The following is a 12,402-nucleotide window of genomic DNA, read 5'->3' as shown; positions in this document are numbered from 1 at the left end:
AACGTCCGGAAAGCGAGGTGTGGCGAGTGGCTCACCCCTTCTTCGCCTTGTTCTCCGCGCGCCACTGCGCATCGAGATCGGCAAGCCGCGCGAGCTTCTCGCCGATCTTGCCTTCGAGCCCGCGCGGCGTCGGCTGATACCAGCGCGGATCGCGCATGCCGTCCGGCAGATAGGTCTCGCCGGCCGCGTACGCATCGGGCTCGTCGTGCGCGTAACGGTAGTCGTGGCCGTAGCCGAGTTCCTTCATCAGCTTCGTCGGCGCGTTGCGCAGATGCACCGGCACCGCGCGCGACTGGTCCTTGCCGACGAAGCGCCGGGCCTCGTTGTACGCGTTGTATCCGGCGTTCGATTTCGGCGCGACCGCGAGATAGATGATCGCCTGCGCAAGCGCGAGCTCGCCTTCGGGCGTGCCGAGCCGCTCGTAGGTTTCGGCGGCGTCGAGCGCGATGCGCGCGGCGCGCGGATCGGCGAGACCGATGTCTTCCCACGCCATGCGCACGATGCGCCGAGCGAGATAGCGCGGGTCCGCGCCGCCGTCGAGCATGCGGCAGAACCAGTAGAGCGCGCCGTCCGGACTGCTGCCGCGCACCGATTTATGCAGCGCGCTGATCTGGTCGTAGAATGCGTCGCCGCCCTTGTCGAAGCGCCGCAGGTTTTCGGCGAGCGCACTGCCGAGCAAGGTGCCGTCGATCTCGCGGGTCTTCTGCTGCGCGGCCGCGCGCGCGACGATTTCGAGGTTGTTCAGCAGCTTGCGGCCGTCGCCGTCGGCGGAACCGATCAGCGCGGCGCGCGCTTCGTCGGTGAACGTGAGGCCGCCGAGTTCCTTCTGCGCGCGTTCGAGCAGTTCGCGCTGCTCGTCGTCGGTGAGGCTCTTCAGCACGTAGACCGCCGCGCGCGACAGTAGCGCGCTGTTGACCTCGAACGACGGGTTCTCGGTCGTCGCGCCGACGAATACGAACAGCCCCGATTCGACGTGCGGCAAGAACGCGTCCTGCTGGCTCTTGTTGAAGCGATGCACCTCGTCGACGAACACCAGCGTCTGATGCCCGTTCGCGCGATGAATCTGCGCGGTCTCGACCGCCTCGCGGATATCCTTCACGCCCGAGAGCACCGCCGAGAGCGCGATGAACTGAGCATGAAACGCATCGGCCATGAGCCGCGCGAGCGTAGTCTTGCCGACGCCGGGCGGCCCCCAGAGGATCATCGAATGGGCTTCGCCGGATTCGAACGCGACCCTGAGCGGCTTGTTCGGCCCGAGCAGATGCGCCTGGCCGATCACTTCGTCGATATTGCGGGGCCGCAGGCGTTCGGCGAGCGGAACATTGGCACGGGTTTCTTCAAACATGACGTTTTGGGGATAATCTCGGCTTTCCGGGCTTTTCGAGGCGGTGCCCCGGCCCTTGCGGGTTCTTCCCGGGCGCGGTCCGCGAGAACGCGGCGGCCGGCCGGACAAGCGCAACGCCCGCCGGCCAAGCCACGGGCAACGTCCTGCATTATGACAGCGACGGCGTCCGGGCGAAGGCCGGGTGTCGCGGAGCCGGCGCATCGGTTCGCGCAAGCGGCGTATCGCGTGGGCGCGGGCGAGGCATGCCTGAGGGGAGCGCCGGAGTAAATCGCGGCGTGGATAACCGGCAAGGCGATACGGCACAGCGATACGGCAAGACGATACGGCAGAATGCCGGGCCCGAAGCGCGGCAAGCGGCATCGGCCAAGCTCGGCAGAACGACAGGCAGCGACACCAACAGGAACAGACATCAGATGGCACAAGAACCCCTCGCCGGCGACACCGGCTCCACCTACGCGCCGCTCACGCCGGTGCCCGACGCGCGCCGCGCCTTCCGTACCGGCGACGCATTCGCGCTCTGGTTCTCCCTCGGCATCGGCCTGCTCGTCGCGCAGGCGGGCGCACTGCTGGTGCCGGGGCTATCGCTGCCGCACGCGCTCATTGCGATCGCGCTCGGCAGCGTGATCGGCGTCGTGCTGCTCGCGCTCGTGGGCGTGATCGGCACCGACACCGGGCTCGCGGCGATGTCGTCGCTGCGTCCGACGCTCGGCGTGCGCGGCGCGTCGGTGCCGGCCGTGCTGAACATGGTGCAGCTGGTCGGCTGGGGCTCGTTCGAGGTGATCGTGATGCGCGATTCCGCCGACGCGCTCGCGAAGCAGGCATTCGGCCTGTCGATGCCGCTCGTCTGGACTGTGCTCTTCGGCGCGCTCGCGACGCTGCTCGCGGTCAGCGGGCCGCTGTCGTTCGTGCGGCGCTTTCTGCGCAAATGGGGCATCTGGCTGCTGCTCGCGGGCGCCGCATGGCTCACGTGGAACCTGCTCGCGCGCCACCATCTCGCGGACCTGATGCAGCGCCCCGGCACGGGCGAGATGTCGTTCGGCGGCGCGATCGACCTCGTGGTCGCGATGCCGCTCTCGTGGCTACCGCTGATTTCCGACTACACGCGCTTCGGCCGCCGCGCCGGCGAGACGTTTCGCGGCACGCTGTACGGCTACGGCATCGCGAACATCTGGTTCTATGCGCTCGGCGCGATCTACGGTCTCGCGGCGGGCGGCGGCGACGCGCTGCTGACGAGCGCGCTCGCGCAAGCGGGCGGCGGCTTTGCGCTGCTGCTGATCCTGATCGACGAAATCGACAACGCATTCGCCGATATCCACTCGGCCGCGGTGTCGACCGGCACGTTCTGGACGCGAGCGAGCGTGCCGCTGCTGTCGGCCGCGTTCGGCGCGCTCTGCACGCTGATCGCGCTGCTCGTGCCGATGGCGAAGTATCAGAACTTCCTGCTGCTGATCGGCTCGGTATTCGCGCCGCTGTTCGGCGTCGTGCTGATGGATCACTTTATCGTGCGCAAACGCCGCATCGACGCCACGGTGCTCGCCGACCTGCGCGGCCGCTACGGCTTCTCGAGCGGCTGGCATCTGAGCGCGTTCGTCGCGTGGGCGATCGGCATCGCCTCGTATCAGGTGATCAATCAATGGCTGCCGAATCTCGGCGCAACGCTGCCTTCGCTGGCGATCGGAGCGGTGTGTTATTTCGTGTTCGTGTCGACGCGCAAGACCGCGTATGCCTGAGTGGTGAATGCTTCGGCGCTGCATGCGGCCCGTGCGAGCTCGAAGCTCTCAGCACGACGGCATTGGCCGAAGTCGTGGGCTGCATAGCGCGGCGTATCGCGGCATATCGCGCAAACCGATCTGCGCGATATGCCCGCAGTCGAATCACCCAGCCTCGGCCGCGTGGAGAAACGGCGTGCCGCGCGCCGTCTCCCCACCCATCAGTTTGATCGCTGTGAAAATCACGCGGCCGAAGCAATGCCCCTGCTGCGATACGGCCGATTTCTATTTCTTCGCGGCTTTACGCCTGCGCGATTCGATTTTTCGGCACAAGTCCGTGAGCAGCCAACGCGCCACGGTTTCAGGGCGATTCGGCGCATAGGACGCGAATTTGGTTTCGTTTTCGAAGTGAACGATGACGGTTCCCGTCATCACGCGATAGGTACCGGCGTAATTGACGCCGTCCAGTTCCACGCTCAGCGCGTGCGTGGTTTCGTATTCTGCAAAGGTCAAGATAAAAGCGATATCTCAAAAAAGACGAGACATTATCGCTTCGATCTCCTACAAATCAAAAAATATATGCAAATTGTTGCATATTAAGTCATTACGTGTCGCCGCCCCGTCCGCGGCGCGCCCGCAAACCTCGCTATGGCCGCGATTGGCGTGCATTGGCCTCGGGTCCCACCCCAGTTCCGGCCGCGCGTTAATGGTGCTCGAGCGCTAGCACGGGCGTGTCGGCGAAGCGCTTGAGCGCCCGCTTCCCGTCGCGTTGAGCCTCGGCTTCATCGCCGAAGGTCGTTTCGCTGTAATCGATGACCTTGACGCCGCTGCCGACCGGCCGCGGAATCGTGATGCCCCAATGCCAACCGCCCTCCTGCTCGAAGACATGGAGCGTCGGGGATAAATGCGAATCTTGTGATAAAGATCCTCTCATAACATGCCTCACTTTCCGAACATTCGAAGCCACTACCCACTTCGACCAGTTTAGGCGTTATCTTGCTGCGTTGCAGCAAAAAAATGTCAGAGAATGTAGAGGAAAACTGAAAAGAGTCTGACACGCCTGTGTCAATCTTCTGAGGATGCCGCTTATCCGGCTCCGCACGACAACGACGGTTTGCGCCGAAAAAACCACATCTGCACCAACCACGGGCAAGGGCCCGCGCACTCCGCGTCAATAAGCAAAGCCGCGCCCGGCGAACGCGGCTTTGCGAAGCGATTCACACGGCGTCGACCACCGACGCCGGCCACGCAGCTTATCCGTTGATGACGTCCGCGCCCTTCGGCACGGTGAACTTGAACGCATCGGCCGGCAACGCGGGATTTTTCTGCATATTCGAGAAGGTCAGCAGCGTCACGTTGCCGAACACGTCATGCAATTCCATCGCTTCGAGATTGCCGTCCTTGAAGCCGATACCAACACGCTGGAACTGCGTGTCCTTCGCCTTCGGCGTCAATTCGAGCCAGTCGATGCCGGCCTTCACGCCGGCATCATGCAACGTGAAGTTCTTGTCCAGATCGTTGCTGCCGAACAGGATCGCCGCCGGACTCGCGCCGAGCGCATTGCCGAGCGCCCGCACCGTGACCTGGTTCAGGTCCTTGTCGTAGACGTAGAGCTTGTCGCCGTCCGCCTGCAACAGTTGCGCGTAAGGCTTCTCGTATTGCCAGATGAACTTGCCGGGCCGCGCGAACGTGAACGTACCGCTCGACGTGGTGGGCTGGCCCGCGTCCACCGTGGGCAGCGCGCCGGACGAGCCCTGCGCCTTGCTCGGCGCGCGCACTTCCTGCTGCACGAAGGTGCCGCGCGCCGCATGAACCTGTGCGACGAACGCCTTCAGTTGCTCGGTGCCGCTCGCGAAGGCGTGCGAAGCGACCAGCAGCGACGCGCCGATCGCCACGCTGCCCGCGCCGCGCGCGAACTTGCGCGCGCTCTGGCGAATGCGCTCGCCGAGACGGCCAGATCGACGCTCTCGAACGTCATGCTGCGCGATGGTGTGCATATGGTTTCTCCCTTGATTGAATTCGCCGACGGGCCGCGCGAGGCGCATGTGGATAAACACTCGGGCCGCCTTTGCGCGCATCCGGCAGCGAGGCTGCGGTGCCGCGCATACCGAAACGGCATGCCGCGCTGCCTACCCGCAGCGGCAACGGCTTATTCCGCTTCCCGCGCCGGCGCCAGAATTTCGCGATTGCCGTTCGACGACATCGCCGACACCACGCCCGAATTCTCCATCTGTTCGAGCAAGCGCGCCGCGCGGTTGTAGCCGATGCGCAAGTGCCGCTGCACGAGCGAGATCGACGCGCGGCGGTTTTTCAGCACGACGTCGACCGCCTGATCGTATAACGGGTCCGACTCGCCTTCGGTGGACACGGTTCCCGCCGAGCCTTCGTCGCCCTCGCCCGTCACGCCGCCTTCGAGAATGCCCTCGATGTAGTTCGGCTCGCCCTGTTCCTTGAGCTTGTCGACGACGCGATGCACTTCGTCGTCCGACACGAACGCGCCGTGCACGCGCACCAGCAAACCGGAGCCCGGCGGCAGATACAGCATGTCGCCCATGCCGAGCAGCGACTCGGCGCCCTGCTGGTCGAGAATCGTGCGCGAGTCGATTTTCGACGACACCTGGAAGGCCATGCGCGTCGGCACGTTGGCCTTGATGAGCCCGGTGATGACGTCGACCGACGGCCGCTGCGTGGCGAGAATCAGGTGGATGCCGGCCGCACGCGCCTTCTGCGCGATGCGCGCGATCAGCTCTTCGACCTTCTTGCCGACCACCATCATCAGGTCGGCCAGTTCGTCGATCACGATCACGATGTTCGGCAAGCGCGTAAGCGGTTCCGGATCGTCCGGCGTGAGGCTGAACGGATTCGGCAGCTTCTCCTCGCGCTTGGCCGCGTCGTCGATCTTGTTGTTGTAGCCGGCGAGATTGCGCACGCCGAGCTTGCTCATGAGCTTGTAGCGGCGCTCCATTTCGGCGACCGCCCAGTTCAGCGCGTGGCCCGCCTGGCGCATGTCGGTGACGACCGGGCAGAGCAGATGCGGAATGCCTTCGTAGACGCTCATTTCGAGCATCTTCGGATCGATCAGGATCATGCGCACCTGCTCGGCGCTCGCCTTATAGAGCAGCGAGAGGATCATCGCGTTGATGCCGACCGACTTGCCCGAACCGGTCGTGCCGGCGACGAGCAGGTGCGGCATCTTCGCGAGGTCGGCGCACACGGGCTTGCCGCCGATGTCCTTGCCGAGGCCCATCGTGAGCGGCGAAGCCGCATCGGCATAGACGGCCGAGCCGAGAATCTCGGAGAGGCCCACGGTCTGACGGCGCTGGTTCGGCAGCTCCAGCGCCATGTAGTTCTTGCCCGGAATCGTTTCGACGACGCGGATCGACACGAGCGACAGCGAACGCGCGAGGTCCTTCGCGAGATTGACGATCTGGCTGCCCTTCACGCCGGTGGCCGGCTCGATTTCGTAGCGCGTGACGACCGGCCCCGGATAGGCGGCGACCACGCTCACTTCGACGCCGAAGTCCTTGAGCTTTTTCTCGATCAGGCGCGAAGTGAATTCGAGCGTATCGGCGGAAATGGTTTCCTGGGCGGCGGGCGCGGGGTCGAGCAGCGAAATGGGCGGCAGCGTGGAGTCGCCCGGCAGATCGGTGAAGAGCGGCACCTGCCGTTCCTTTTCGACGCGCTCCGACTTCACTGGCGTAACGACGGGCGGCACGATCATCACGGGCTCATGTTCCTCGATGCGCACGCGGCCCTTCTCGACCTTGCCCTCACGCTTGACGGCGGCGGCTTCGCCGAGCTTGCGGTCGCGCCCGGCTTCGCGGCGCAGCTTCGCGAACGTGACCGCGGAAATGATCGACTCGCCGACCTTCTCCGCAACCGATAGCCACGAGAAACGGAAGTACAGCGACAGCCCGATCGCGAGCCCGAGCAGCAGCGCGAGCGTGCCGCCGGTGAAGCCGAGCGCATGCGAGATGCCGCGCGCGACGGCCTCGCCGATCACGCCGCCCGGCGCGCGCGGCAACTGCACCTTGAGCGACCACATGCGCAGCGCCTCGAGGCCGTTGCACGACAGCAGCACGAGCATGAACGCGAATGCGTCCGCGAGCCAGCTCACGCCGTGCGGCGCGGCGTCGTCCTGCGGCTCTTCGTGGCGGGTGATACGCCGGTAGTTCGCGGAGATATGGCGGCCGAGCAGCACGATCCACCAGTAGGCGGACAGGCCGAACAGCAGCAGCAGAATGTCGGACGTCCATGCGCCGACGCGGCCCGCCCAGTTCGAGATGTGGTCGACCTGCGCGGCGTGGGTCCAGCTCGGGTCGTGCCTGCTATAGCTGACGAGGGCCATCAGCAGGAACACGCCGAGCGCTACCTGCAGAATCCAGCGAATTTCGGTGAAGAGGCGCGACATGCGGTGAGGCAATGCCTGCGCGCTCGCGGAATAAGGAGCTTTTGCCATTGATCCTGTTGCCTGGGGTAGCCGGTTCAGGCCGAGACTGCCGCCGGGAACACGGCCCGGGCCTCGCCGCGCGTGGCTTCGGGCCCGATCCCGGCTACCGGAAACTTCGATCCGGCCTATTGTAAACGCTGTGCCCCGCACAGGGCTGTAAATGACGGTAACTTGACCGCTTTGGCCGTTCGGCTGCTTGAAACGCGGGGGCGCGGAAGGCGGCCCGACCGGTTCGGCGCGCGAGCCGCGTGCCCGACGTCCGGCTGTCCGCCTGCGCGCAGCCATGGCGCCGGCCTATGCCGCCACCCTATCGCGGCGATCGGAAAGCTTCATGGCGCAGCCGCGCGCCTCGCCCTTTATAATGCCGGACTGACACCCATCTACCGTTTCAGCTCAAAACCGCACGGCCTCGCATGAGCGGGCCGCGCGCTGCACAAGGATTCGATCATGCCCGCAACTGCAACGAAACACGCCAAGGTTCTGATTCTCGGCTCCGGTCCCGCCGGCTACACGGCGGCGGTCTACGCGGCGCGCGCCAACCTCTCGCCGGTGCTCGTCACGGGCCTCGCGCAAGGCGGCCAGCTGATGACCACGACCGACGTCGAGAACTGGCCCGCCGACGCCAACGGCGTGCAAGGCCCGGAACTGATGGCACGCTTTCTCGAGCACGCCGAGCGCTTCAACACCGAAATCATCTTCGACCACATCCACACGGCGAAGCTCGACGAAAAGCCGATCCGCCTGATCGGCGACGCGGGCGAATACACCTGCGACTCGCTGATCATCTCGACCGGCGCCTCGGCACAATACCTCGGCCTGCCGTCGGAAGAAGCGTTCATGGGCAAGGGCGTGTCGGCCTGCGCGACCTGCGACGGCTTCTTCTACAAGCAGCAGCACGTGGCCGTGATCGGCGGCGGCAACACCGCGGTCGAAGAAGCGCTGTACCTCTCCGGCATCGCCAAGAAGGTGACTGTGATCCATCGCCGCGACAAGTTCCGCGCCGAGCCGATCCTGATCGACCGCCTGCTCGCGAAGGAAAAGGAAGGCGTCGTCGAAATCAAGTGGAACCACGTGCTCGACGAAGTGACCGGCGACGCGTCCGGCGTCACCGGACTGCGCATCAAGCATACGCAAACCGGCGCAACCACCGACCTCGAATTGCAGGGCCTGTTCGTCGCGATCGGCCACAAGCCGAACACGGACATCTTCGCAGGCCAGCTCGAGATGAAGAACGGCTACATCATCACGAAGGGCGGCCTGAACGGTTTCGCGACCGCGACGAGCGTGCCGGGCGTGTTCGCCGCCGGCGACGTGCAGGACCACGTGTACCGTCAGGCGATCACGAGCGCGGGCACGGGCTGCATGGCCGCGCTCGACGCGCAGCGCTACCTCGAAACCATCGACGAGATGGCCGGCGAGCACGCGATGAGCCAGGAAGCGGAGCGTTGATTCACAGCGCTTCGTCGCGATGCGGGACTGTGAGGGAAAGCGCAACGGTAAAATGACGGCAGGGCGCAGCCCGGCCGTCCGACCGAAAGAAGGCCGCGGCTGAAAAGCCGGCGGCCTTTTTTGTGTCCGGCGCACTCGGATCGAGGGTTTGCGATGCGTCCGCGTGATGCACTTGCTTGATGCACTTTGCGCGTTGCGCCTTCTCGCCAGGCTTCGTGTGACGCGCTCGTGCTGTGTGCCGCGCTTCATCGAGCGCTTTGTGCCAGGCTTTGCGCCAAGCGTCCCGCCGAGCTTGCGTGTCCGACTTGCGCTCGCTGGCACCGGCGCACGATCTTCGCGCTTCGCTTGAGCCGACCTTGCAAGCCAACGCATCCGCCGCCCAAGCCCCGCGCGACCGACCTACTCTTTCCGTGTATTGCCGATATGCCGAAGAATCTGCCCCACCCCAACGAACCGAAACGCCCGCAAGCCGCCGCACGGCCCGCGCCGGCCCCAGCGGCACCCGCAGCCGTGCCGAAACCCGATCGCACGACGGGGCTCGCCGGTCTCGGCGCGCTACGCGAGGCGTTGAAGGGCGATGCCGAGCAGCGCGAGCGCGAACAGGCGGCGGCCCGGGCGGCGCAGCGCGAAGCCGCGGCGGACGCCAACCTGTTCCGCCACGAGATCGGCGAAGTCGCGCCGCTCGTGGCGGCGCCGCGCGCGACCTTGACACGCAATCCCCCGCCGCCGCTGCCGGTGCAAACGCTGCTCGACGAAGAGGCTGTGCTGCACGAAGCGATCTCCGATGAATTCGATCCCGAGGTGCTGCTCGAAACCGACGAGACGCTCTCGTATTGCCGCCCCGGCGTGAGCCGCGACGTCGTGCGCAAACTGCGGCGCGGCGACTGGATCGTGCAGGCGCAAATCGACCTGCACGGCATGCGGCGCGAGGAAGCGCGCGAGGCGCTGGCGGAGTTCATCCGCGAATCGGTGAGGCGCGGCTTGCGGTGTTTGCGCGTGATCCACGGCAAGGGCCTGGGGTCGATCGGCAAGGAGCCGGTGCTGAAGGGCAAGGTGCGCGCATGGCTCGTGCAGAAGTCCGAGGTCATCGCGTTCTGTCAGGCGCGGCCGCACGACGGCGGTGCCGGCGCGGTGGTCGTGCTGCTGCAACCGGGCGCGTTGCCGGCGCATGGGGTGCAGGCGAAGGGTTGACGGGCCTCTCCGGGGGCGAGGCTGCGAGGCTAAGCCTCGGCCTGGGCTAAGACCTGGGCCGCTCTGGCTCTGGCTCTGGCTCTGGCTCTGGCTCTGGCTCTGGCTCTGGCTCTGGCTCCGGACCTGAGCCCGAGCCGCTGGGCGGCCCCGCCCACGCATCCCCGCTTATAACCCGCAAGGTCTCGCGTGAGCTTGTGGTCACGCGGCCGCACTTCCACACTCTCATCGCAAGCTGTCGATTTTCGCTGCCGCCGTTCGTCGTCGGGTAAACGGCCATCGTGGCCGTCGCGCGGTGGCCGCCATTGCCACCGCACCGTGCCGTGCAACCGTCAAAAGGTGATCGCGATGCCTCTACAGCTCTATGCCCACCCGTTCTCGTCTTACTGCCAGAAGGTCCTGACCGCGCTCTACGAAAACGGCACGCCGTTCGAGATGCGCCTGCTCGCGCACGACGACCCGCAGATCATGGCCGAATTCGCCGCGCTCTGGCCGATCAAGCGCTTTCCGGTGCTCGTCGACGGCGGCCGGACCGTGGCTGAGGCGAGCATCATCATCGAATATCTCGGCCTCTATCATCCGGGCCCGGTCGCACTGCTGCCCGCCGACGCGCGCGCCGCGCTCGACGTGCGCGGCATGGACCGCTTCTTCGACAACTACATTTCGACGCCGCAGCAGCGGATCGTCTACGACAGCCTGCGCGCCGAGGCCGAGCGCGATCCGCGCGGCGTCGCCGAGGCGCGCGCGATGCTCGATACCGCGTACGCGTGGCTCGACAAACACATGGCCGGCCGCGAATGGGCCGCCGGCGACCGCTTCAGCCTCGCCGACTGCGGCGCGGGCCCGTTCCTGTTCTACGCCGACTGGACGCATCCGATCGACCCGGCCTTCGCGCACGTACGCGCGTACCGGCAGCGGCTGCTGGCGCGGCCATCGTTCGCGCGCGCGGTCGACGAAGCACGGCCGTATCGTCATTTCTTTCCGCTCGGCGCGCCGGACCGCGATTGAGCGAGGCAAAGCATTGGCCGCGGCGACCTCGGCAACCCCAGCAAACACGGCAACTTCAGCGGCCTTCGGCAAGCCCCGCGCCCCCGGCAAACGCGGTGGACACAACGGCCGCAACCCGCACAACCGCCGCACCAGTCGCCCCCACCGCGACCGGGCTGCGCGCGCCCTCACCGCTCGCCCCCACGCGCAGACAACCCCCTTTCCTCGCTGTAGACTTCATTTCGCAAGCGCGTCTCGACCTTTCCCCGGCTCACCACCCACAAGGCACACCATGGACCGTTTCGAAGCGATGGAGATCTTCACGCGTGTGGTCGAAGCAAACAGCTTTACCAAGGTATCCGAATCGCTCGACCTGCCGCGCGCCAAGGTGAGCCGCACGATCCAGGCGCTCGAGGAACACGTCGGCGTGCGCCTGCTGAACCGCTCGACGCGCCAGGTCAGCGTGACCGAAGACGGCGCCGAGTTCTACGAGCGCTGCGTGCGCATTCTCGCCGACGTCACCGATGCCGAATCGTCGCTGTCGAACAAGCGCGAAAACCCGGCCGGCACGATCCGCGTCGATACGTCGGGCACGCTCGCGCGCTCGCTGCTCCTGCCCGCGCTCGACGACTTCTACCGCCAGTACCCCGCGATCGACGTGCGGCTCGGTCTCGCGGACCGCAACATCGACCTGATTCAGGACGGCGTCGATTGCGTGATCCGCATGGGCACGCCGGAAGAGTCGAGCCTCGTCGCGCGGCGCATCGGGCTCGCGCGCATCGTTACGTGCGCCTCGCCCGCGTACCTGGAAAAGCACGGCACGCCGGCCACGCTCGCGGAGCTCGACCGGCATCGCGCGGTCAACTACGTGTCCGCGCGCAGCGGCAAGACGTTCCCGTTCGAATACGAGGTGGAGGGCGAGATCGAGCGGATTGCGATGACAGGCACGCTCGCCGTCAACGACGGCTCGGTGTACATCACCGCCGGCGTGCTCGGCCACGGCATCATCCAGCCGTCGCGCTTCATGGTCGCCGAGTTGATCGAGCAAGGCGCGCTCACCGAGATTCTCGGCAACTACACGAGCCCCGGCACGCCGCTGTCGATCCTGTACGCGCATCGCCGCAACCTGAGTTCGCGGCTGCGCGCGTTCATCGATTGGGTCAGCGAGCTGGCGCGCAATAATCCGGATTTGCGTTTGCCGGATGGGGCCTAACGCGTCGGGGGCGTCGGCCTCATGCAGCCTGCGCCAAACACAAAGCCCCCTGCGTCCATAC

The 12,402-nt window shown here is 66.1% G+C and carries 10 protein-coding genes; 5 read left to right on the top strand and 5 right to left on the bottom strand.

The window, feature by feature from the left end; genetic code table 11:
* Positions 1–31 precede the first annotated feature (31 nt).
* A complete protein-coding gene (locus F3J19_RS01730) occupies positions 32–1,345 on the bottom strand; it encodes a replication-associated recombination protein A (RefSeq protein ID WP_167036679.1) in 1,314 nt (437 codons plus the stop codon).
* 413 nt (positions 1,346–1,758) lie between these two features.
* Here F3J19_RS01730 and cytX point away from each other — a divergent pair, with 413 nt between their 5' ends.
* Positions 1,759–3,075, top strand: a complete 1,317-nt coding sequence (gene cytX, locus F3J19_RS01725) for a putative hydroxymethylpyrimidine transporter CytX (RefSeq protein WP_167036676.1) — start codon at positions 1,759–1,761, stop codon at positions 3,073–3,075.
* 264 nt (positions 3,076–3,339) lie between these two features.
* On the opposite strand, the gene F3J19_RS01720 is transcribed toward cytX, so the two are convergent.
* From F3J19_RS01720 to F3J19_RS01705, 4 genes are all read right to left on the bottom strand, one after another.
* Positions 3,340–3,567, bottom strand: a complete 228-nt coding sequence (locus tag F3J19_RS01720) for a hypothetical protein (protein WP_167036673.1) — start codon at positions 3,565–3,567, stop codon at positions 3,340–3,342.
* A 190-nt stretch (positions 3,568–3,757) separates the two neighbouring features.
* Positions 3,758–3,988, bottom strand: a complete 231-nt coding sequence (locus F3J19_RS01715) for a hypothetical protein (RefSeq protein WP_167036670.1) — start codon at positions 3,986–3,988, stop codon at positions 3,758–3,760.
* A 319-nt stretch (positions 3,989–4,307) separates the two neighbouring features.
* A complete protein-coding gene (lolA, locus tag F3J19_RS01710) occupies positions 4,308–5,051 on the bottom strand; it encodes an outer membrane lipoprotein chaperone LolA (RefSeq protein ID WP_167036667.1) in 744 nt (247 codons plus the stop codon).
* Between the two features lie 152 nt (positions 5,052–5,203).
* Positions 5,204–7,513: a DNA translocase FtsK gene (locus F3J19_RS01705; RefSeq protein ID WP_167036664.1), complete on the bottom strand. Its 2,310-nt coding sequence runs from the start codon at positions 7,511–7,513 to the stop codon at positions 5,204–5,206.
* A gap of 438 nt (positions 7,514–7,951) precedes the next feature.
* Here F3J19_RS01705 and trxB point away from each other — a divergent pair, with 438 nt between their 5' ends.
* The 4 genes from trxB to F3J19_RS01685 all read left to right on the top strand — a co-directional run bounded on the left by trxB (position 7,952) and on the right by F3J19_RS01685 (position 12,341).
* Positions 7,952–8,953, top strand: coding sequence for a thioredoxin-disulfide reductase (gene trxB, locus F3J19_RS01700; RefSeq protein WP_167036660.1), 1,002 nt, complete (start codon positions 7,952–7,954; stop codon positions 8,951–8,953).
* A 423-nt stretch (positions 8,954–9,376) separates the two neighbouring features.
* A complete protein-coding gene (locus F3J19_RS01695) occupies positions 9,377–10,144 on the top strand; it encodes a Smr/MutS family protein (RefSeq protein ID WP_167036657.1) in 768 nt (255 codons plus the stop codon).
* Between the two features lie 345 nt (positions 10,145–10,489).
* Entirely contained in the window at positions 10,490–11,149 is a 660-nt protein-coding gene (locus F3J19_RS01690; RefSeq protein WP_167036654.1) for a glutathione S-transferase family protein, read from the top strand.
* Between the two features lie 271 nt (positions 11,150–11,420).
* The gene (locus F3J19_RS01685) at positions 11,421–12,341 is read left to right on the top strand and encodes a LysR family transcriptional regulator (protein WP_167036651.1); all 921 of its coding nucleotides are present in this window, start codon (positions 11,421–11,423) and stop codon (positions 12,339–12,341) included.
* Positions 12,342–12,402: the final 61 nt, after the last annotated feature.

Source organism: Burkholderia sp. Ax-1724, assembly GCF_011752995.1.
Lineage (GTDB): Bacteria > Pseudomonadota > Gammaproteobacteria > Burkholderiales > Burkholderiaceae > Paraburkholderia.
Note: the sequence above shows the minus strand (reverse complement) of the source record. Positions and strands in the feature narration are given on the sequence as shown.